The sequence below is a fragment of the Stenotrophomonas sp. YJH_SMC_79 genome, assembly GCF_059367995.1.
This window is the reverse complement of sequence record NZ_JCAFRK010000005.1, coordinates 67563-86841: the sequence shown is the minus strand read 5'-3', so window position 1 is coordinate 86841 and position 19279 is coordinate 67563. Positions and strand designations below refer to the sequence as shown.

Annotated in this window: 21 protein-coding genes, 1 tRNA gene and 1 pseudogene; 19 read left to right on the top strand and 4 right to left on the bottom strand. The window is 65.1% G+C overall.

The genetic code is table 11. The annotated features are described in order from the left end of the window. Positions 1 to 13 precede the first annotated feature (13 nt). The 5 genes from AC5P57_RS17955 (at position 14) to AC5P57_RS17935 (ending at position 4691) form a co-directional block, all read left to right on the top strand. Entirely contained in the window at positions 14 to 262 is a 249-nt protein-coding gene (locus AC5P57_RS17955; RefSeq protein ID WP_495219691.1) for a hypothetical protein, read from the top strand. After that, the gene (locus AC5P57_RS17950; RefSeq protein ID WP_495219690.1) at positions 255 to 797 is read left to right on the top strand and encodes a lysozyme; all 543 of its coding nucleotides are present in this window, start codon (positions 255 to 257) and stop codon (positions 795 to 797) included. Before AC5P57_RS17955 ends, AC5P57_RS17950 begins: the two co-directional genes overlap by 8 nt. Beyond that, positions 794 to 1183, top strand: coding sequence for a hypothetical protein (locus tag AC5P57_RS17945; RefSeq protein ID WP_495219689.1), 390 nt, complete (start codon positions 794 to 796; stop codon positions 1181 to 1183). Before AC5P57_RS17950 ends, AC5P57_RS17945 begins: the two co-directional genes overlap by 4 nt. Positions 1184 to 1351: 168 nt before the next feature. Continuing rightward, on the top strand, positions 1352 to 2890 hold the full coding sequence (locus tag AC5P57_RS17940) for a hypothetical protein (RefSeq protein ID WP_495219688.1): 1539 nt from the start codon (positions 1352 to 1354) through the stop codon (positions 2888 to 2890). 1 nt (position 2891) lies between these two features. Next, complete coding sequence (locus tag AC5P57_RS17935; protein ID WP_495219687.1) at positions 2892 to 4691, top strand: hypothetical protein; 1800 nt, start codon at positions 2892 to 2894, stop codon at positions 4689 to 4691. A 434-nt stretch (positions 4692 to 5125) separates the two neighbouring features. Here the strand turns inward: AC5P57_RS17935 and AC5P57_RS17930 are convergent, their stop codons facing one another. Then, complete coding sequence (locus AC5P57_RS17930; protein ID WP_495219686.1) at positions 5126 to 6175, bottom strand: site-specific integrase; 1050 nt, start codon at positions 6173 to 6175, stop codon at positions 5126 to 5128. Between the two features lie 150 nt (positions 6176 to 6325). Here AC5P57_RS17930 and dusA point away from each other — a divergent pair, with 150 nt between their 5' ends. The 4 genes from dusA to AC5P57_RS17910 all read left to right on the top strand — a co-directional run bounded on the left by dusA (position 6326) and on the right by AC5P57_RS17910 (position 10119). Beyond that, complete coding sequence (gene dusA, locus AC5P57_RS17925) at positions 6326 to 7324, top strand: tRNA dihydrouridine(20/20a) synthase DusA (RefSeq protein WP_495219685.1); 999 nt, start codon at positions 6326 to 6328, stop codon at positions 7322 to 7324. Between the two features lie 213 nt (positions 7325 to 7537). Next, positions 7538 to 7912 (top strand): hypothetical protein, encoded by a 375-nt coding sequence (locus AC5P57_RS17920; RefSeq protein WP_049431386.1) that lies wholly within the window; start codon positions 7538 to 7540, stop codon positions 7910 to 7912. Positions 7913 to 7985: 73 nt separating this feature from the next. Then, positions 7986 to 8669 (top strand): response regulator transcription factor, encoded by a 684-nt coding sequence (locus AC5P57_RS17915; protein ID WP_004136763.1) that lies wholly within the window; start codon positions 7986 to 7988, stop codon positions 8667 to 8669. 25 nt (positions 8670 to 8694) lie between these two features. Further along, entirely contained in the window at positions 8695 to 10119 is a 1425-nt protein-coding gene (locus AC5P57_RS17910) for an ATP-binding protein (RefSeq protein ID WP_099551613.1), read from the top strand. A gap of 127 nt (positions 10120 to 10246) precedes the next feature. On the opposite strand, the gene AC5P57_RS17905 is transcribed toward AC5P57_RS17910, so the two are convergent. Together AC5P57_RS17905 and AC5P57_RS17900 are read right to left on the bottom strand one after the other, a co-directional pair. Continuing rightward, a complete protein-coding gene (locus tag AC5P57_RS17905; RefSeq protein ID WP_185959196.1) occupies positions 10247 to 11038 on the bottom strand; it encodes a M90 family metallopeptidase in 792 nt (263 codons plus the stop codon). Continuing rightward, positions 11005 to 11283, bottom strand: a complete 279-nt coding sequence (locus AC5P57_RS17900) for a hypothetical protein (RefSeq protein ID WP_049435508.1) — start codon at positions 11281 to 11283, stop codon at positions 11005 to 11007. The genes AC5P57_RS17905 and AC5P57_RS17900 overlap by 34 nt, the downstream gene beginning before the upstream one ends. Before the next feature lie 144 nt (positions 11284 to 11427). On the opposite strand from AC5P57_RS17900, the gene birA reads away from it, so the two are divergent. The 6 genes from birA to AC5P57_RS17870 all read left to right on the top strand — a co-directional run bounded on the left by birA (position 11428) and on the right by AC5P57_RS17870 (position 14936). Beyond that, the gene (gene birA / locus AC5P57_RS17895) at positions 11428 to 12396 is read left to right on the top strand and encodes a bifunctional biotin--[acetyl-CoA-carboxylase] ligase/biotin operon repressor BirA (RefSeq protein ID WP_099551518.1); all 969 of its coding nucleotides are present in this window, start codon (positions 11428 to 11430) and stop codon (positions 12394 to 12396) included. Further along, positions 12393 to 13124, top strand: coding sequence for a type III pantothenate kinase (locus AC5P57_RS17890; protein WP_142807894.1), 732 nt, complete (start codon positions 12393 to 12395; stop codon positions 13122 to 13124). The genes birA and AC5P57_RS17890 overlap by 4 nt, the downstream gene beginning before the upstream one ends. A gap of 9 nt (positions 13125 to 13133) precedes the next feature. Further along, positions 13134 to 13988: an SPOR domain-containing protein gene (locus tag AC5P57_RS17885; RefSeq protein WP_262235810.1), complete on the top strand. Its 855-nt coding sequence runs from the start codon at positions 13134 to 13136 to the stop codon at positions 13986 to 13988. A gap of 40 nt (positions 13989 to 14028) precedes the next feature. Next, a tRNA-Thr gene (locus AC5P57_RS17880) sits at positions 14029 to 14104 on the top strand. 183 nt (positions 14105 to 14287) lie between these two features. Then, on the top strand, positions 14288 to 14575 hold the full coding sequence (locus tag AC5P57_RS17875; protein WP_099551515.1) for a type II toxin-antitoxin system RelE/ParE family toxin: 288 nt from the start codon (positions 14288 to 14290) through the stop codon (positions 14573 to 14575). Positions 14576 to 14633: 58 nt separating this feature from the next. Further along, a complete protein-coding gene (locus AC5P57_RS17870; RefSeq protein WP_099551514.1) occupies positions 14634 to 14936 on the top strand; it encodes an addiction module antidote protein in 303 nt (100 codons plus the stop codon). Positions 14937 to 15105: 169 nt separating this feature from the next. Here the strand turns inward: AC5P57_RS17870 and AC5P57_RS17865 are convergent. Then, a pseudogene (locus tag AC5P57_RS17865) lies at positions 15106 to 15508 on the bottom strand (hypothetical protein). Positions 15509 to 16102: 594 nt separating this feature from the next. Between AC5P57_RS17865 and AC5P57_RS17860 the strand changes: the two are divergent. The 4 genes from AC5P57_RS17860 (at position 16103) to AC5P57_RS17845 (ending at position 19205) form a co-directional block, all read left to right on the top strand. After that, positions 16103 to 16879 carry a DUF3011 domain-containing protein gene (locus tag AC5P57_RS17860; protein ID WP_099551512.1) on the top strand — a complete coding sequence of 259 codons (777 nt, stop codon included), beginning with the start codon at positions 16103 to 16105 and terminating at the stop codon, positions 16877 to 16879. Positions 16880 to 16937: 58 nt separating this feature from the next. Then, positions 16938 to 17882: an ankyrin repeat domain-containing protein gene (locus AC5P57_RS17855; protein WP_099551511.1), complete on the top strand. Its 945-nt coding sequence runs from the start codon at positions 16938 to 16940 to the stop codon at positions 17880 to 17882. 104 nt (positions 17883 to 17986) lie between these two features. After that, positions 17987 to 18907 carry an arginase gene (gene rocF / locus AC5P57_RS17850; RefSeq protein WP_094001609.1) on the top strand — a complete coding sequence of 307 codons (921 nt, stop codon included), beginning with the start codon at positions 17987 to 17989 and terminating at the stop codon, positions 18905 to 18907. 160 nt (positions 18908 to 19067) lie between these two features. Beyond that, positions 19068 to 19205 (top strand): entericidin A/B family lipoprotein, encoded by a 138-nt coding sequence (locus tag AC5P57_RS17845; protein WP_005407710.1) that lies wholly within the window; start codon positions 19068 to 19070, stop codon positions 19203 to 19205. The last annotated feature ends 74 nt before the right edge of the window (positions 19206 to 19279 follow it).

Below are 19279 nucleotides of genomic sequence, written 5' to 3'. Positions count from 1 at the left end.
GTTCGGAGCTTCGATGAAAGAGACCATCACCCAGGATATTGCAATGGCGGCGGCCAAGGTCGCCCCAGCTGCCGGGGTCACAGTGGGAACGTACGCGCCTGGGTACACCCTGAGCGACTGGGCCCTGATCTGCACCATCATTTTTACCCTGCTGCAGGCGTTCTCCGTGGTGGTGAAGAATTGGGGCGACTGGACGCAATGGGGACGCGCGCGGTGGGTCACGGTGCGGCGCATCGCCGCATGGGTGTTCCGCCGTGGCTGACGAGAAGGCCAGCACGGGGAAAAAGTTCGCCTTTGCAGCTGCTCCGGCGACGCTGATCTTGGCGCTGGTGGCAACTCTCGGCCAGAACGATTCGCGCCACGAAGGTCGCAAGTTCACCCCATACCGTGACTCAGCGGGGATCTGGACAGTTTGCGCCGGGATCACCGGACCCGCTGTTGTCCCAGGGCGGCGGTACACACCGGAAGAATGCCAGCGCCTTGAGACAACCTATGTCCGGACGATGCTCGGGCATATGGGCCAATGCGTTCGAGGAGAGTTTGAGTTTCACGAGGTGAAGGCGTGGGGACACTTTGCCTACAACGTAGGGACCAATGCGTTTTGCTCCAGCACCGCAGCACGACGTTTGAATGCAGGGGAGCGGGCCACCGCTTGCGATGAAATCTGGAAGTGGCGGTTCGTGAAGGTCAACGGCGTGAAAAGGGATTGCGCTCTCCCTCAATGGAAGTCTGCTTGTGGCGGCATACCCGACCGCAGGCAGTGGGAAATGATGACCTGCAGAGGAACCATCCAATGACCCTCACCCCCCGTCAGGCGGTCCAGCTGGCCGCCGTCGTTGTCCTCTTGTCCATCGGCGGCTGCTACTACCTGAAAGGCCGGTCGGACACCGCGACCACCATCGAGAATAGAGAGCTGCGAGCCAGTGCAAAGGCCACCAGCGAGAGTGTCCAGATCAGTCGGGAGACAGCCTCCGCCATCGACCTGGAAGCCCACGAAACCCGCGAACGCACCGCCAAGGCGGTGGAGGCCATCCATGCGACTGCTACTCACCCTGACCCTGATTCTGCTGCTGCCGTCCTGCGCATTGCTCAGGAAGCGCACGCCAGAGCCATACGTGCCGCCTGCAGGGTGCAGCGAACGAGCGATTGCCCAGCGTCCGCCAGCACCGCCGAACGTCCCTGATTGGGTGAGGTGGGCTGCTGCCTACGTTGGCGCCGTGGGGGCCTTTGAGGACAGCGAGAACAAGCGGGCGTTCACTGCGGACTGCCTGGACGACCACCGGCAGAAATAGTCGGGAACCCGCCCGTCCAGATGGAGACCATGGGTTCATCACAGCCCTTGGTCGCCTCTATGTCCGTTCCTGTCTACACCGGTCCGAACTCGTCTGTTGCCAATGGGGTGACGACGACCTTCCCCTATAGCTTCAAGATCCTCGCGGAGGAAGACATTCTCGTAACGGTGAATGGTCTGCCTCGCGTCTTGGGTACGCACTACACAGTGACTGGGGTTGGCAATGAGGACGGCGGTAATGTCGTCTTCTTTGATCCGCCAGCAGCGAACGCGACTGTCGTTCGCTCGCGGAACATGCCTTTCACAAGGGTCATTGAGTATCAGAACCTTGGCGACCTTCTCGCCTCCACTCTGAATCAGGATCAAGATGCCCCCGTCATGATGATCCAGCAGCTTGCCGCAAGCGTGCTGCAGATCATTCTCGATCCCGAAGGCAGCGGCGAGCTTGTATGGGATGCAAAGGGATCGAGGATCATCCGTGTGGGCGACGCCACGGGCGATGCTGATGCGCTGAACAAGCGCTCTGCCTTGGTCCTGATTGAGCAGATTCAGGGAGGCGGCGGGACAGTTGGTGTCACGCCAAAGTTCTGGGCCTTCGAGGGAGACGGGGTGGTCACTGACTTCCCTCTACCCGGCGCCGATGTTCTGGACCCTCTGTTCTACGACACGGCCGTGGAGACTGCAGCAGGCTCGAACGTGTACCCCGTTTCAAAGCCCGGCATCGGCGGGGCCTTCACCATCGTTGCTGGGGTCCAGGGATCTCCGCCAGCGATCCGCTTCAATCCGCCGCTGGGTGACGGGGTTCGGGGCTTTACCACCCTGCGTGGCTATGCTCGTCCTTGGATCGGTCAGCCGCCCGTCTATACCGTCGCCCCCCGCATTGTGAGCGTGAGCGCCAGCACCATCGTTGACGGGGGCTCCCACAACACGCTGATTCTGGCGAACTCGGCAAGCCCTATAACCATCACCATTCGTAAGAACACGGGTGGCAGTGCAGATTGGAAAGAGGGCCAGTTCTTCTCTGTGCTGCAGCTGGGCGACGGTGCCGTGACGCTGGCGATTCAGGACGGGGCAGGGCAGCTCAATATCCCGGTGAGCTTCCAGGCCAAGGCCCGTGGGCCGCGCAGCATCATCAGCGCCACCTGCATTGCGCCGGACGCTGACGCTTGGGTTGCGGCAGGCGACCTGCTGCGCATCGCGGCATCCCCCGATCTGCAGTCGTTCGACCTGATCGACCGATCTGTGAACATCGGGAGTTCCATTTCCACCGGCACCGGCAAAGACAGCTTGGTCATGCCCTACGGCATGCTGCTGGATCCGGTGGCCAGTGGTGGCATCTATGCCAGCGTGTCAGTCGCGCAGGCAACGGGCGTAGCGCTGACCGTGGACGTGAACCGCAACGGCACCAGCATCCTGTCCACGAAGCTGACCTTCGACAACAACGAACGCAGCACCACCACGGCGGCCATCCCCGCCGTTTACGAGGTGGGCGGCAACATCCTTGCGAAGGGCGACGAGATCACGATTGACGTGGACCAAGTGGGGACCGCGCTGGCTAAGGGATTGCGGGTGTACCTGGTTGGTCAGAGGGCAAACTGACATGGCCGCCCGCATCTACGACCGCCCCGACCTAGATCAGGACGTATACCAGCCAGCCCTTTACGTGAACGGTCGCTTTGCCCGCGCGAAGCCGTCACTGGCATACGAGGGCCGTCTGCAGATCCGCAACAGCATCGGCGGCTGTAGTGTGCTGCAGATCGGTGGCGACAAGCTGCCCAATGGTAGTCAGGTCCGGGTCGATCAGGCATCCAAGGAAGTGGTTGTGGCTTGGCCTGCCTACCAAACGACGCAGGCTCCGATTGCGAACCCTGGATTTGAGGAGGGGAAGACAGGTTGGGAGCTTGGCCCTGGCTGGAATATCGCAACCGAAAATCCTCCGACTGGATCATGGGCAGCTGGGTATTGGGGAAACTGGGGGACTTCTCGGATCTCGAATGCCGCGCGATACACGGTGCAGCCGGGGCAGGTAACGTCCGCAAAGTGCAACGTTCGGCAGGGCGCGTCATCGGAGGGGAACGCTGGAGCCTCCGTGATGCTGGAGTACCGAAACGCCGCTGGCGAAGTGATCTATACCGTTGAGGGTAATCAGGTCATGTCGGCCAGTAAGAACCGGGTTTATCCGTCGTCGGTGTTTGGGGCGGCTCCGGCTGGCGCTGCAACAATCAACGTCGCAGCGAATGGCATCCGATACCGCGAGAACAAGATCCTCTTTGTTGATGACTTCGAGTGGGACCACACAGTCCCATCAGCTGGTATCAATGTGGAAACCGTCTTTAACGTTGTTCTGCGCGTAAACGACTCTATCGGTCGCTCGTTCGTCTGGAGCGGGCAGATTACTGTCGCCACCCGTCCTGCAGCCTATAAGGTCTTCGCTTCGGCAATCAGCAACGCCATCCTGTCCTTGAGCTACCGTCATGCGGCGAACGTGTTGGAGCGGACCGGTTATCCCGACAATGCCTCGACTTCGAATCAGCGATTGATCGGCGTCACAGACGATGGATCTATTGCCGCGACCGCCTACGCTACTTTCCCGCAGTTGGCGGTGTACCCGGTGAATGAGCTGGGCATCTTCGGTGCCCCGTTCGCGGCGCCAGTTCCGCCACTAACTGAGCAATGTGAGTGTGTAGCTTTCTCCCGGTCGGGAGCCGCAATGGTAGTTGGGCACGGCGGTGCCCCCTACCTGCGCGCCCATTCGGTAAGCCCATCTGGGATCGGTGCGGCCTACCCGCCACCAGCAACTGCACTGACCAGCCGGGTGATGTTCGCGCAGTTCAACCCCACGGGCGAAGTTCTGTACTTGGTGCAGCAGTCTCCGCCATACCTCGTTGCGTACCGGTGGGACGACGTGAATGGTCTTGGCGCCAGGTTGAACAGCCCGGCTCTCACGACACCGTCGGCGGTCCAGTCCATTTCCATCAACGAGTCAGGAACGCACCTGGCTGCCATTTGCGGTGCTTCCCCGTCCTGTCATATCTACAAGATCGGTCCGGAAGGGTTTGAGGATCGGATTGCCGCCTTCGGCCAACAGGCGCAGGGCATGGTCGCCCTGTCCGACGCTGCGCGTGCTGTCGTGTTCGGCAGTTCGTTCATGCAGCAGATGCACCTCTACCTGTGGGATCCGGTCAATGGCGTCGGCGCTGCATATCCGGTTCCTCCTGGAATAGGCGGAGGCTCTTACGGACGCGGCGTTTCGTTCTCGAAGGACGGATTGGTTCTGTATGTTGGTGTCACCAGCAACGACGGCGTGCTTGCCTATGAATGGACGCCTGGTGTCGGCACCACGCGCGGTCCGGTGAAGTACGGATCCACGGCATCCCGGCAGACCATTCCAATCGACTGACGATAATCAGTGGCAGGTTGAGGCGCTTCTGCGCCCAGCCTGCAGCAGTGACCACACCCACCCAGATCCCATGAACAGGCCAGCCCAAGTGGCAAGGTCAGTTGCGTGCGAGGTAAAGGTTCCGATTTCGTCCCGCCACCCCCAACTGCTCGGTATCCAGGACAGTAGGAACGAGACCCCGGCAATGGTGATCGCCACGGCGGCCACCCACGCCATAGCCTGCAGGGCGATCCCTACGCTCCTCCAGCGGGCTCCAGCCACGTAGAACGCCCTCATCCAGCCATGGGCGACCCATGCACAAATCTGCAGGTGGGCAAACGCCAAGAGGCAGACCGTGCCAGCGGCATAGATGAGTATGCGAATTTCGTCCTGCATGGCTTGTCCCTCGTTCCTTGGCCGGGAGTGTACTCCGCCCACATTGCCGAGGCATTCCGTCAGTCCTCGCGCCCTGGGTTCCCCGGCTTGTAGGCGTCCGCCAGGGGGCGAGTGAGGTTCGATTCGGCCCGGTGCAATGAGCTTGGGGCAAGCTGGGTGTACCGCTTGAGGGACTTCCAGTCCTTGTGGCCCGTCACGATTGCGACCTCTGGAATGGTGTAGCCCCGTTCAAACAGCCTGGAGGTTCCCTCGTGGCGCAGATCATGGAAGTGAAGATCCTCGATCTGCAGCCGGTTGCAGGCGCGGCGGAAGGATGCCCCGATGCTGTCTGCCTTGTAGGGGAAGATCAGCGGACCCTTGCGGGGCTGGCTTTCGATGATCGCCGCTGTCCGCCCCAGCAAGGGCACCCATTGATGATTGCCCTTCTTGTCCTTGGGATCCTTTCTGTCCCGGATCAGGACCATGGGCTTGTCGCCTCCTTGGTAGTCTTCCCACCGCAGTGCAACAATCTCGCCCATCCGCATTGCCGAATCGATGGCGAACGGGATCAGGTCGCGCATAGGGATGGCGCCGAAGTTGAACTTGTAGAAGGCGGCCAGCTCGTCAAGCTCTTGGGCTGTCGGGCGCCGGTCACGCTCCTCTGGCTTGGCGATGGCTCCGGCGCGGCGCAGCACTGGCCGGACGGCGGTGACCACGTCCGGGATCGTCATGTTCCATAGCGACCGAGCAGCCGCCAGGGCCTCAGCCAGGAACCCGAGTTCCATCGCCATGGTTGCCGGACCGGGTGCCTTGCCGCCGTTCAGCGCAGCGGAGGGAGCCGTTCTTGCCCGGATGTGGTTCAAAATGTCCTGCCCGGTGAGTGAGCACACTTCCCGGTCGCCGAGGCTTTCCACCCATCGGCGCAGGTTCCCGCGCTTGGTGGCTGAAATGGGTTTGAAGCGGTCCATCTCCTTGATGTACCGATCAATCAGGGTTTCCAGCGTCATGCTCTCCTGCGGGGGAGGCAGGCCAGCCCGAAGGGCATCTTCTGTAATGCGAGCCCAATCCTCAGCGGCCTTGCGACCGTTGAAGGTCTTCGAGGCGGTAGGATGGGGCTTGATGCGGACCATTGCCCGCCACTTCTTTCCGCGCTTTTCGACTACTGCCATGTCTTGGTGCACTCCCCGCTGCTTGGTGCAGCACGGGTACATTACACCGGGATCCGCAGGGAAAAACAGGGACTTGCAGGGAGTCCTAGCGCACCAAGGATGCACCGAAACATGCGTAAGCAATTGAATTCAAAAGATATTCGCCTTTCCGTGGCGCCCATGATGGACTGGACCGATCGCCATTGCCGCGTGTTCCATCGCGTGCTGGCGCCGGGCGCACGCCTGTACACGGAAATGGTGCACGCCAACGCGGTCATCCACGGCGATCGCGAGCGCCTGCTCGGCTTCGATCGCAGCGAACAGCCGCTGGCGCTGCAGTTGGGCGGCAGCGATCCGGCCCTGCTGGCGCAGGCTGCGCGCATCGCCGCCGAGTGGGGGTATGACGAGGTCAACCTCAACTGCGGCTGCCCATCCGACCGCGTGCAGGCCGGGCGTTTTGGCGCTTGCCTGATGCGTGAACCGGTGCTGGTGGCCGAGTGCGTGGCGGCCATGGTCAATGCGGTCGACATCCCGGTGACGGTGAAGTGCCGCCTGGGCGTGGACGAGGACAACGACTACGACGTGTTCGCCGCCTTCGTCGACCGCCAGGTCGCCGCCGGCGCGGCGATGGTGGTGGTGCACGCGCGCAATGCGTGGCTGAAGGGCCTGTCGCCCAAGGAGAACCGCGAGGTTCCGCCACTGAAGTACGACTGGGCCTACCGCCTGAAGCAGGAGCGCCCGGCGCTGCCGGTGGTGATCAATGGCGGCCTGGCCAGCATCGAGGCGGTACAGGCGCAGGCCCCGCACGTCGACGGCGTGATGCTGGGCCGCGCGGCTTACCACGACCCTTACCTGCTGCATCAGCTGGAGGCGCTGCACACAGGCGCCCCGCTGCAGGCCCGTGGCGATCTGCTGCGCGCGCTGCGCCCCTATGTGGAAGCACGGTTGGGCGAAGGCCTGGCGTTGAAGCACGTCACCCGCCACCTGCTCGGCCTGTTCCATGGCCAACCCGGTGGCCGCGCGTTCCGCCAGGTGCTGAGCGAGGGCGCACACCGCCCGGGCGCCGATTGGACCTTGGTCGAGCAGGCGCTGGCCGTCACCGAACGCGAAGCGGATCGTGCCGCAGCGTGACCGCAGTCACATTCCTGGCTTGACAAGGGGCGCCGATTCGTCCCGAATGTTCACTTAGCTGAACAACGCGGGGGCGGGACCGGAAAAGTTCAGACCGGATTCACTGCCCCAAACCAAGAATTTGCAAAGGAATTGTAAAGCGCCGGGTCCCGAACCCGGCTCCCGGATTTACGACTTTTGAACGAATCGCCGAGCTCGGCTAGGATCGCATCGATGTCTTCCGCTCCCTTCCATCGCCGCATTGCCTTCGCCACCTGCGTGGTGCTGTCGGCTGTGCCGCTGTCGTCGGCGCTGGCGCAGCAGCCGCCGCGCGGCGACCAGGGGCGGGCGGAGATGATGGAGCGGGGCGAGCGCGGCAACCGTGGCGACGAGCGTTCGCTGTCCGATGCCGTGCGCCGCGTGCAGCGCACCACCGGCGGCCACATCCTCGGCGCCGAGCGCGTGCCGTTCGATGGTCGTGACATCAACCGGGTGAAGTACATGGACGACCGGGGCCGGGTCCGCTACATGGACGACCCTGCACCGTCGCGTTCACAGCCGCGCACGCCGCGGTCGGATATGTCATCACTACGCGGCGATAACCCCTGAACAGGGATAGTTGTCGCTATCAACCCGTACCCCACAGGCCTCCGGGCCACACCCAGGACACTAGGGAGAGTTCATGCGTATCCTTCTGGTCGAAGACGAAGCCCCGCTGCGTGAGACCCTGGCAGCCCGGCTCAAGCGCGAAGGCTTTGCCGTCGATGCTGCGCAGGACGGCGAGGAAGGCCTCTACATGGGGCGCGAAGTTCCGTTCGATGTCGGCATCATCGACCTCGGCCTGCCCAAGATGTCGGGCATGGAGCTGATCAAGGCCCTGCGTGACGAAGGCAAGAAGTTCCCGGTGCTGATCCTGACCGCACGTTCGAGCTGGCAGGACAAGGTCGAGGGCCTGAAGCAGGGCGCCGACGACTACCTGGTCAAGCCGTTCCATGTGGAGGAGCTGCTGGCCCGCGTCAACGCGCTGCTGCGCCGCGCCGCCGGCTGGAGCAAGCCGACCCTGGAATGCGGCCCGGTTGCCCTTGACCTCGCCGCGCAGACCGTCAGCGTGGCCGGCAGCAATGTCGACCTGACCAGCTACGAGTACAAGGTGCTGGAGTACCTGATGATGCATGCCGGTGAACTGGTCTCCAAGGCCGACCTCACCGAGCATATCTACCAGCAGGACTTCGACCGCGACTCGAACGTGCTGGAAGTGTTCATCGGTCGCCTGCGCAAGAAGCTGGACCCGGATGGCGAACTGAAGCCGATCGAGACCGTGCGCGGTCGCGGCTACCGTTTCGCGATTCCGCGCAACGAGGGCTGAGCCGGCTCAGCCTGGCGAGACCATGATGTCCGGCCGTCTGTGGTTCTTCCGACGCTGGCGGCCGCGCTCCCTGCAGGCGCGCCAGATGCTTGCCGCGTCCGTGGGCCTGGTCGCGTTCCTGGCGCTGGCCGGTTACGCGCTCGACGCCGCCTTCGCCGATACGGCGAAGGCAAACCTGCGTGAGCGCCTGAAGAACTACGCCACCGCTTACGCGGCCGGCATCGACTTCACCCGCGACCGCTCGCTGTACATCCGCGAGCAGCCGCCGGATTCGCGCTTCGACGTGCCGGGCAGTGGCCTGTACCTGCAGGTGGTGATGCCGCACGGCAAGGGCAATTCGATGTCCGCCGAAGGCCCGATGCTGCCCACCGTCGGCGGCGGCCTGCTGGCGCCGCGCCAGGAAGTGTTCGAAGGCCCGCTGCCGATGATCCAGATCGACGGCAGCCAGGGCTCGGTGTACCGCTATGGCCTGGGCCTGGTGTGGGACGCCGACGCCGACCCGGCCACCGAATTCCCGTACACCATCTACGTGATGGAAGACTCGCGCGCACTGGGCGCGCAGCTGCGCGTGTTCCGCGGCCGTGTCTGGTTCTACCTGGGCGGCATCGGCCTGATCCTGCTGCTGCTGCAGACCGTCATCCTGCAGTGGAGCCTGCGCCCGCTGCGTCGGGTGATCACCGAGCTCACCAAGGTGCAGCGCGGCGAGACGGAGCGCATGAGCGAGCGCCACCCGCGCGAGCTGGAACCGCTGACCGACAGCATCAACGCCTTCATTGAAAGCGAGCGCGAGAACCTCGAGCGCCAGCGCAACACCCTGGCCGACCTGGCACACAGCCTGAAGACGCCCATCGCCGTGCTGCGCACGCAGATGGACAGCGGCGCCGGCGATGGCGCGCTGCGCGAGGAACTGGACGTACAGCTGCAGCGCATGAACAACCTGGTCTCCTACCAGCTGGCACGTGCCGCATCATCGGGCCACAAGCTGTTCTCCGCACCGCTGCCGATCGAGTCCAACGCCGAGGAAATCGTACGTGGCCTGGAAAAGGTCTACGCCTCCAAGGGCGTGCTGTGCGAGTTCGACATCGACCCGGCCGCGCGCTTCCATGGCGAACCGGGCGACCTGCAGGAACTGCTCGGCAACCTGCTGGAAAATGCCTTCAAGTGGGCCAGTCGCCGCGTGCTGCTGACCGCGCAGCCGCTGCCGGCACCGAACGCCCGTCGTGCGGGCCTGCTGCTGGCGGTGGACGACGATGGTCCGGGCATTGCCCCGGACGACATCGGCAAGGTGTTGCAGCGTGGCGTGCGTGGCGACGAGCGCGTGCAGGGCCACGGCATCGGCCTGTCGATCGTGCAGGACCTGATCAAGGATTACCGCGGCGAACTGGCCGTTGGCCGTTCCAGCGAACTGGGCGGCGCCCGTTTCGAAGTGCGCCTGCCGCCGGGGCCTTGAGTCGCGCGTTCCCGTCCGCCGGGCATCGCCTGGCGCAACAACGCGTGCTGCTCCGGTAGTGCCGGCCGCTGGCCGGCAACCTCATGATCTTCGGTGGCATTGCCAGGGTGCCGGCCAACGGCCGGCACTACCGTATTTCGATCTTCGGCGGCTCGCCATAGAACCGTCGCAGCTGCGCGGCCACCTCCGGCAACGCCTGCTGCAGCAGATCCGGCGCCGAGAAGTGATACTCGCTGGCCACCGCGAAGAACTCTTCCGGTGCTTCGGCCGCATACGGATCGATCAGCGTTTCTTCGCCTGCGTCCACCTGCGCACAGAAGGCGTCGTAGGCGCGCTGGAAGGTGGCGGCCCACTCGCGCTGCCATTCGCGCGGCAGCGGCGGCGTGCCGTCCATCGCGTCATCCAGCGCATCCAGCTTGTGCACCATCTCGTGCACCGCCACGCAGTAGCCCTCGTGCGGCGCGGCCAGGTCGGCCTGCACGTCGGCCCAGGACAGGATCAACGGACCGCTGTCCCACGACTCGCCGATCAGCTCGTCATCCCACTCGTGAAGCACGCCGGCCGCATCCATGTGGCTGCGGTGCACGCGGAACGCGTCGGGGTAGATCACCAGTTGCGACCAGCCCTCCAGTCCCACCTTGCCGAACTCCAGCAGCGGCAGGCAGCACAGCGCGGCCAGCAGCACGCCATCGCCGGCCTGCAGCTGCAGATCACCGATCGGGGTGATGGTCTTCTCGTGCAGGAAGCGCGTGGCCAGCTCGCGCAGGCGCGCGCGGCGTTCGTCGTCCAGGCCGCGCAGCCACGCCGCGCGTTGGCAGGCGTCTTCCCAAAGTGCATCGTCGATCGGCCGCGGCGCAGGCCGCAGCCACTGCAGCAACGACTTGATCAGCGGAACATTCCCGGCAGGTAGCTGTGCCACTTCGGCGCGCGGATGCGCGGCAGCATGTCGTCGTCGCTACCACCGCCGCCGGTGGTGGTGCTGGCCGCCGGGCGTACCGGTGCCGCCTTGGTGCTGGCGGCCGCAGCGCTGGCGGTGGGTGCGCGCTGCGAGGCGGCATCGCCGTTGGAGGACACGCAGGCCCCACGGCTGTCGTCCAGCGCTGCCGTCGCAGACGCCGCGAAGGGCATCGTCAGCAGGATCAGGCAATGGGCATAACGGCGCATTGACGACATCCACGTTAAGGGAAGGTGAGTTCCCGATTCTAGCCCGAACCCGGCGCCCCGTTGGAAGCCCTCGCGGAACCCAGCGTGGCGGGCGTCGTTGGCAGCTTTCCCGCATAATTCCGTCCTGACTTCGTGGAAGCTGCCGTGGACGACCGCCAATTGCTGGCCAAACTCGCTGCCGGTCGCCTCTCCGGCGACGCCCTGGCCCGTGAGCTGGGCCAGACCCGGGCGGCCATTTGGAAGCGTATTCAAGGACTTAGAGCCGCCGGTGTGGACATCGAGGGCCGCGCTGGCGAGGGCTATGGCCTGACCCGGCCGGTCGATCTGCTGGACCCGGCCGCGATCCGCGCCGGCCTTCCCGCCGACGCCCAGGCCCTGCTGCATGACCTGCAGGTGGCCTGGACAGTGGACTCGACCAACGCCGAATTGCTGCGTTGCAGCGCGCCCCAGCGCGGGGTGAGCGTCCTGCTGGCCGAACGCCAGACCGGTGGCCGGGGGCGCCGCGGCCGCACCTGGGCCTCGCCGCTGGCAGCGCACGTCTACCTGTCGGTGCTGCGCCTTTACTCCGGTGGCCTCGGCCGCCTGGCCGGGCTGAGCCTGGTGGCCGGCATCGCCGTGGCCGAAGCGCTGCACGATCTGGGGTTTACCCAGGCGCAGCTGAAGTGGCCGAATGATCTGATCGTTGATGGCCGACGCAAGCTGGTCGGCCTGCTGGCCGAGGGCGGTGGCGAATATGCCGGCCCGGCGCGCGCGGTGATCGGCATCGGCATCAACACGCACATGCCGCCGTCGTTCGCCGAGCAGATCACCCAGCCATGGGTGGATCTGGACACGCTGGCTGGCAAGCCGGTGGACCGCAACGTGGTCGTTGCTGCCGTGCTGGCGCGCCTGCTGCCGGCGTTGGAAGAGTTCGACCGCGAAGGGCTGGCGCCGTTCCTGCCGCGCTACGCCGCCTTCGACATGCTGGCCGGCCGCGAAGTACGGGTGGAACTGGATGGACAGTGGCAGCACGGCACCGCACTCGGCCTGGCCGATGACGGCGCACTGCGCGTGCGCATCGATGGCCAGGAACGCCTGCTGCACGCCGGCGAAGTCAGCGTGAGGGCGGCATGAGCGATTGGTTGTTCGACCTCGGCAACTCGCGCTTCAAGTTCGCGCCGTTGCAGGGTGACCGTGCCGGCGACGTGCAGGCCTGGGCACATGGCGCCGAAGGCATGGCCGGGCAGCCGCCGCACAGCCTGCCCAGCGGCACCACCGCGTTCGTGGCCAGCGTGGCCGCACCGTCGCTGACCAGCGCCATGCTGGACCAGCTGCAGCGTCGCTTCGCGCACGTGCACGTGGTACGCACCAGCGCCGAATGCGCCGGTGTGCGCATCGCCTACGCCAGGCCGGAAAAGTTCGGCGTCGACCGCTTCCTGGCCCTGCTGGCCGCTGCCAAGGCGCAGCGCCCGGTGCTGGTGGTGGGCGTGGGCACCGCACTGACGATTGATCTGCTCGACGCCGACGGCCAGCACCACGGTGGCCGCATTTCCGCATCGCCCACCACCATGCGCGAAGCACTGCACGCGCGTGCGGTGCAGCTGCCCGCGAGCGGTGGCGACTACAGCGAGTTCGCCAACGACACTGCCGATGCGCTGGCCTCCGGCTGTGATGGTGCCGCGGTGGCGCTGATCGAACGCAGCGCACAGCAGGCGCACGCGCTGCTGGGCGTAGCACCGTCACTGCTTGTGCACGGCGGCGGCGCACCGGCGCTGATGCCGCTGCTGCCCGGCGCCGACTACCACCCGTCGCTGGTGCTGGATGGCCTCGCCCGCTGGGCGGTGCACCAGCCCGCAGGCTAGTATCCGCGCATGCTGACCCGTGCCCTGATCGTCGTACTGGCCATCCTCAATCTTGGCGTCGCCTGCTGGTGGCTGCTGCGCGATGCACCGCAGAGGCCTGCGCCTGCGCCGCAACCGGCTGGCGTCGCCGAGCTGCGCTGGGTACGCGGTGGCGTGGATGCCAATGCCGCAGCCGAGGTATCCGCCGCCGCCCCGACTGCACCGCTGATGGAGCGCGAACCGGCCGCGAAGACCGCAGTGGCTGCGACGCCTGCACCCGCGACGGCCGTGCCGGCAAAGCCGGAAATTGCCAAGTCGCAGGTGGCTGAGGCTACGCCGGTTGCTGCCGCTACCAAGCCGGTAACACCGCCTGCAGCCGCCCCGGCGCCAGAAAAACCCGCAACCCCGCCCGTGGCTGCCGAACCGCCGCGCTGCGTCGCGCTGGGCCCATTTGCCGACCGCGCCGCCGCGACCAGCGCGCAGGGCAAGGCCAGCACGCTGCTCAGCCAGGTGCGCCTGCGCGAACAGCCCGCTGCCAGCGGCAGTGCCCGTTACCGGGTGATGCTGCCGGCGGCTGCCAGCCGCGAAGAGGCCCAGGCCACGGTGAAGCGCATCGTCGCCGCCGGCCTGAGCGACTACTACATCATCAGCCAGGGCGAGGACGCCAACGCCGTGGCGCTGGGCCAGTACCGCAACCGCGAAGGCGCCGAGCGCCGCATGGCCGCCGTGCAGGCCGCCGGCTTCCAGCCGCGCCTGGTGGCCAGCGGCGACGCTGGCCAATGGTGGCTGGAAGGGCAGCTGGCGGCGGGTACGCAGCCGGCGCAGGCCCAGCAGCGCAGCGGCGCGGCACAGAGCCGGTCGCTGGAATGCGCAAGGTTGCGCTAGAATCCCCGGACCGCGGCACTGCCGCCGGTGATCCAACCTTGCCGCTTTAGCTCAGTTGGTAGAGCAACTGTCTTGTAAACAGTAGGTCATCCGTTCGATTCGGATAAGCGGCACCATCAAGCAACTGTCGTTGTGCCCGCACAGCCGCGGCACGGTCGTTGGTCGAGCATTGCTCCCTGTCGCGTCTTCTTCCTTCTTTCGTTGCTGATCTGCCATTTGGCGCGCGATCCATGGCTGTGCATTTCCCAGAGCGAGTTCCTCATGGTTGAAAGGGTGTAGCCGGTAGGCTACAGTCCTCCATGAAGATCCAGCGTACCCGTCAGTTCGCGACATGGATTGACGCTCTCAAGGACGTAACCGCACGCGCTCGCATCCTGGCCCGCATCGGTCGGCTCAGCGAAGGCCATCTGGGCGATCACCGCTATCTGGCCGATGGCGTTTCCGAACTGCGCATCGATGTGGGACCAGGTTACCGCGTGTACTACACCCAGCGCGGCAGGCAGTGGGTGATTCTGCTGGCTGGCGGCGACAAGGGTTCACAGCAACGCGATATCGAGAAGGCCAAAGAGATTGCGCGTGCCCTGTAAGCGTCGAACGGGCTGTAGGTGAAACGACTCAATACCGAAGTACAGGAGCTGTCCCATCATGGCCACCAAGAAGAAAGTCGAACTCAAAGCATTTGATGTGGCCGAGCACCTTCGCACACCGCAGGAGATGGCGGCCTATCTCGATGCCTGCATCGAAGAAAGCGATGGCGATTCTGCGTTCATTGCCAAGGCACTTGGCGATATCGCGCGCGCCCAGGGCATGAGCAAGGTCGCGCGTGCGGCAGGCCTGTCGCGGGAGAGCCTGTATCGCGCACTGTCGGGCGAGCGCAGCCCTGATTTTGCGACCATCCTCAAAGTGACCCGCGCCTTGGGTGTACGCCTGCATGCCAGCGCAGCATAAGCACACGCGCCGATCTTGATATGTCAGCACGGCGCCGGTGGCGAAGGCGGTGGAACGAACATGAAAAAACCGCCTTTCGGCGGCTTCTTCGTACGAAGCCGGTGAGTCAGCTCAATGCATGACGTGGGCAGATTCTTCGATCAACGCCGCTGACACTGCCAACGCAGCCTCAGCTACGTACCTGCAACGCCACATACTCCGCCAGCCCCCCGGCAGGCCAGCATCAACCCTTCGCGCGCACCGTCGCCGATATCGTCCTTCTCTTCCCCATCCACGCGAACGCGCTCATTGGCGTGGTGCAGCTCCAGCAGCGACACCAAACCCACCGCGGCACGATCCCTGCGCGCGGCGGCGACCGCTTGGCCGGGCGTGCTTGACGACCCCTGCCACGGCTGTCCATCGGCGGCGTCACCGGCCCGGATGCGCTGCAGGCATCCGGGCAGGTTGATCGGCGCGGGCGCCTCGTTCGCGGCAGCGAACGCAGCTTCCAACGGCTGCGCCAGTTCGGGAGGCAGGCGCAGGGCAGCCTCGCCCAGGGTGGCGGTCAGGTACGGGTGATGGGCCTTGGGCATGCGGGCATCCTCGTCAGGAACAGAGGTGCCACCCGAAGAGGGTGGCGGGCGATGCGTGGCTTCCAAGACCGGGTCAACGAATCGGCGGGCACGAGGCCCCCACGCACCGCCCGCCGTCGATCGGCGAACGGACTGCCAGCCGGCGCCGTACTTGGGAGGACGACGCCGGCTGGCAAGCGTATACATCGTTGACAACACGGGCTTGGAAGTCCCGGCCACCCTTGCAGGTGGCGATTCATCATGCGCACGTGAAATCACCGCCTGCCAGTCGTTTGTTTCGATGGCATCGGGTGATCCAAAAGGAAAAATGAATTATCGCGTTTGGCCCATTTCGAGCATCGCAATGCCAGAAGCGACATTTCGCGCGGGGCTGCAACCAACGATGAATCCTGGTGCGTCATTGCTGTTGCACGGCCCGTCATGACCCAGGAAGTAAAGCTGGCTTGACTTCCCCGGCAGGGCTTCCAGAACACCCTGCCAGACATGAATCCCCACGCGCGCTACCCGGATCTTGATATTCCTCACGGACAGCCCGCAGCGCTCCACCGCATACTGGCGCCACACGCCCATCCTGGGCCCCTTCGGGATCCGCTCATGCGTCGCCATGCCCTGTCGCTCACCGTCGCACTGTTGTCCACCGCTTTCGCTACTCCGGCCATGGCCGCCGTGCCGTTCTTCAACGCCAGCTGCCCGGGCGGCATCGATGTGCACGCCGACGATGGCGGGCCGGTCTACGTGCAGGGCCGCGAGGCCACGCTGAAGCGCTTCAATGACCGCTATTTCGAAGCACGCGATGCCAACAGTGGCATCACGCTGTCGATCAGCAGCAACGAGGACGGCACGCCGCAGATCAGCTACACCGGACGAGGCGGCGCCAATGGCATCTGCCAGGTCAGCGGCGGCGGTGCACCGGTGGCGGGCGAGCGGCACGACCACCGCCGCCACGATGACAGTGACGATGAAGGTGCGGCGCTGCCGCGCGAAGTCACCTGCGAGTCCACCGACCAGCGCCAGGTGTCGTGCGAGATGGACACGCGCGGCAACGTGGAAGTCGCTCGCCAGATCAGCCACACCCGCTGCGAGCAGGGCCAGAACTGGGGCCTGTCGCGGCATTCGGTGTGGGTCAATGGCGGGTGCCGGGCGGTGTTCCGCAATACCTCGCGAATGTCGTATTCAGCCCCAACTGGTGACAGCGCGCTGGGCGCCTGCAACCTGCGCAAGGGCGCGCAGGGCGCGGTGGTGACCCAGGTGCCGGTGGGCAGCGACTACCAAGAGCTGATCATTGATTACCCCGATGGCCGCTACCTGTGCATGATGCGCAACAATGGCGAAGTGCAGAGCGTGACCCCGCTGCGCCGCCGCGGGGGTTGAGTTCGCCGCACCCGCCGTCCTATGGTGGCCGCCCGTACTTCCGTCTGGCAGCAACTTCATGTCCCATCTTCTGGCCAAGGCCGCTGAGAAGCAGGACCTCGACCGTATCGACGCCCTGCTGGATGCTGGTGCCGATATCGAGTGGCAGCACAAGGGTACTGGACGCACTCCGTTGCTTTCGGCCGTAATCGCAGGGAAGAAGGACGCAGTGGTGCGGCTGCTGGATCGCGGTGCCAACATCCAGCATTCCTGCAGTGCACTTGGCTACACCGCGCTGAGTTGGGCTGCAGAGCGAGGCAATGTTGAGATCGGGCGCCTCTTGATCGAGCGCGGTGCCTCGGTGAACACCGCTTCGCCGAAGTCGCGGCACACGCCGCTGATGTTGGCATCTTCAGGTGGGCATCTAACGATGGTCGAGCTTCTGCTGGACCGCGGTGCCGCTGTGGAACCACTGGATTTTTCTGGACGCAATGCGCTGGTGATGGCTGACGCCCGCAACCACGCAGATGTGGTGGTGCATTTGAAGGCGGCAGGTGCACAGCTCCCGCCCGCCCAGGTAGAAGCGCCACCACTGGAGTGGCCCCAGCCCGACGCCGGAGGTGAGCCCGCGTCGGTGGTGCGTGGATACTTGTTGGCTTATCACGAGTGGGAAACGCGTGGCTACAAGGATTCCCGTGCCGGCGGCAGACTTCTGCTCAGCTCGGGCTTCCAACAGGAGAAAGCGGACATCCTTGCCGCCTGGTGTACCAACCGCAAACGGGTCTATTCGACCGGCGTTTCGGTCGGGAACCCCCCGCGGTACGTACCGGAGGATCTCTTGGTGTCAGTTGCGATGCCGACGGTCTCGAGGGCCGAGGTGCTGGTACGCGACGACCCTCAGAAGGCGCGTTCCCTTCGTTACGAACATCTGTTCGTACTCAAGCGTATGGGTGGGCGGTGGCGGATCGACCTGCGGAAGAAGCGTGTGTTCCACATCGAGACCTGGGCGGCAGCCATCCTCTAGTGTGAAAGGACCCTGGACGCGAACCCCGCCCTGCTGCACCGCCGCGAGTGGTGTCACATCCCTCTGGCTAGACTGTGCTTCTTTTTCGTTCGCAGGAGGCACCCATGGCCCATCCCATCTCCGTATCCCTGATTGGCGTTCCCACCGATGTAGGTGCGGGCCATCGCGGTGCACGGCTGGGGCCGGAAGCGCTGCGCGTGGCCGGCCTGCCGGAGGCGCTGGAGGCGCGCGGGGTGGACGTACGCGACCTGGGCAACCTGGATGGTCCGCGTAACCCGTGGACCGCGCCGGTGGAAGGCTACCGCCACCTGGATGAAGTGGTGGCGTGGAACCACGCGCTGATGGAAGCCAGCTACGCCGAACTGCAGGCCGGCCGCATGCCGATCATGCTCGGTGGCGACCACTGCCTGGGCATCGGTTCGATCACTGCCGTGGCACGCTGGTGCCGCGAGCAGGGCAAGACCCTGCGCGTGCTGTGGCTGGATGCGCATTCGGACTTCAACACCAGCGACGTGACCCCGTCGGGCAACATCCACGGCATGCCGGTGGCCTGCCTGTGCGGCCTTGGCCCCGATGCGTTGACCCGCCTCGGTGGCACCGTGCCTGCGATCACCCCGGCGCAGATGCACCAGATCGGCATCCGCTCGGTGGACCCGGACGAGAAGCGCCTGATCAAGACCCACAAGGTGGATGTCTATGACATGCGCTACATCGACGAGAACGGCATGAAGCGCACCGTGGAGGCGGCGCTGGCCGGCATCGACGAGAACACCCACCTGCATGTCAGCTTCGATGTGGACTTCCTCGACCCGAGCATCGCGCCGGGCGTCGGCACCACGGTGCCGGGCGGGGTGAACTACCGCGAGGCGCAGCTGGTGATGGAGATGATCGCCGACACCGGGCGCATGGGCTCGCTGGACATCGTTGAACTCAACCCCTTGCTGGACAAGCAGAATGCCACCGCCGAACTGGCCGTGGACCTGGTCGAAAGCCTGTTCGGCAAGTCCACCCTGATGCGCGATTGACGGCTCCGCCTGAACGGATCTCTGATCCGTTCACGCCCGCTCCACGCCCCTGCCGCCAGATTGCACTTCACGCGGCGGCAGTGGCATTGGCTTCTTCCGCCGAGCGACCGAACCCCATCCGCGAATGAAGCGGTATAGCGGCGAACCCAAGGAGAAGCCCATGAAGCGCGTTGTTGCCCTGATGCTGTTGTCGATGTTCTCGGTGGCCCTGCTGGCCGGTTGCAACACCGTTGCCGGTGCCGGCAAGGACGTGCAGAAGGCTGGCGAGAAGGTTGAGGATGCCGCCAAGGGCCGTTGAGCCTGAAGTGGAACGGAAAGCGAAAAAGGCCGGGGACTTCCCCCGGCCTTTTTTGTTGCGCGTCTTCTGCAGCG

Excerpts from the sequence above, each read along its gene's own strand:
- AC5P57_RS17955 (WP_495219691.1), top strand. The coding sequence starts at position 14 with ATGAAAGAGACCATCACCCAGGATATTGCAATGGCGGCGGCCAAGGTC.
- AC5P57_RS17945 (WP_495219689.1), top strand. The coding sequence starts at position 794 with ATGACCCTCACCCCCCGTCAGGCGGTCCAGCTGGCCGCCGTCGTTGTC.
- AC5P57_RS17940 (WP_495219688.1), top strand. The coding sequence starts at position 1,352 with ATGTCCGTTCCTGTCTACACCGGTCCGAACTCGTCTGTTGCCAATGGG.
- AC5P57_RS17935 (WP_495219687.1), top strand. The coding sequence starts at position 2,892 with ATGGCCGCCCGCATCTACGACCGCCCCGACCTAGATCAGGACGTATAC.
- AC5P57_RS17930 (WP_495219686.1), bottom strand. The coding sequence starts at position 6,175 with ATGGTCCGCATCAAGCCCCATCCTACCGCCTCGAAGACCTTCAACGGT.
- dusA (WP_495219685.1), top strand. The coding sequence starts at position 6,326 with ATGCGTAAGCAATTGAATTCAAAAGATATTCGCCTTTCCGTGGCGCCC.
- AC5P57_RS17920 (WP_049431386.1), top strand. The coding sequence starts at position 7,538 with ATGTCTTCCGCTCCCTTCCATCGCCGCATTGCCTTCGCCACCTGCGTG.
- AC5P57_RS17915 (WP_004136763.1), top strand. The coding sequence starts at position 7,986 with ATGCGTATCCTTCTGGTCGAAGACGAAGCCCCGCTGCGTGAGACCCTG.
- AC5P57_RS17910 (WP_099551613.1), top strand. The coding sequence starts at position 8,695 with ATGTCCGGCCGTCTGTGGTTCTTCCGACGCTGGCGGCCGCGCTCCCTG.
- AC5P57_RS17900 (WP_049435508.1), bottom strand. The coding sequence starts at position 11,283 with ATGCGCCGTTATGCCCATTGCCTGATCCTGCTGACGATGCCCTTCGCG.
- AC5P57_RS17890 (WP_142807894.1), top strand. The coding sequence starts at position 12,393 with ATGAGCGATTGGTTGTTCGACCTCGGCAACTCGCGCTTCAAGTTCGCG.
- AC5P57_RS17885 (WP_262235810.1), top strand. The coding sequence starts at position 13,134 with ATGCTGACCCGTGCCCTGATCGTCGTACTGGCCATCCTCAATCTTGGC.
- AC5P57_RS17875 (WP_099551515.1), top strand. The coding sequence starts at position 14,288 with ATGAAGATCCAGCGTACCCGTCAGTTCGCGACATGGATTGACGCTCTC.
- AC5P57_RS17870 (WP_099551514.1), top strand. The coding sequence starts at position 14,634 with ATGGCCACCAAGAAGAAAGTCGAACTCAAAGCATTTGATGTGGCCGAG.
- AC5P57_RS17860 (WP_099551512.1), top strand. The coding sequence starts at position 16,103 with ATGCGTCGCCATGCCCTGTCGCTCACCGTCGCACTGTTGTCCACCGCT.
- AC5P57_RS17855 (WP_099551511.1), top strand. The coding sequence starts at position 16,938 with ATGTCCCATCTTCTGGCCAAGGCCGCTGAGAAGCAGGACCTCGACCGT.
- rocF (WP_094001609.1), top strand. The coding sequence starts at position 17,987 with ATGGCCCATCCCATCTCCGTATCCCTGATTGGCGTTCCCACCGATGTA.
- AC5P57_RS17845 (WP_005407710.1), top strand. The coding sequence starts at position 19,068 with ATGAAGCGCGTTGTTGCCCTGATGCTGTTGTCGATGTTCTCGGTGGCC.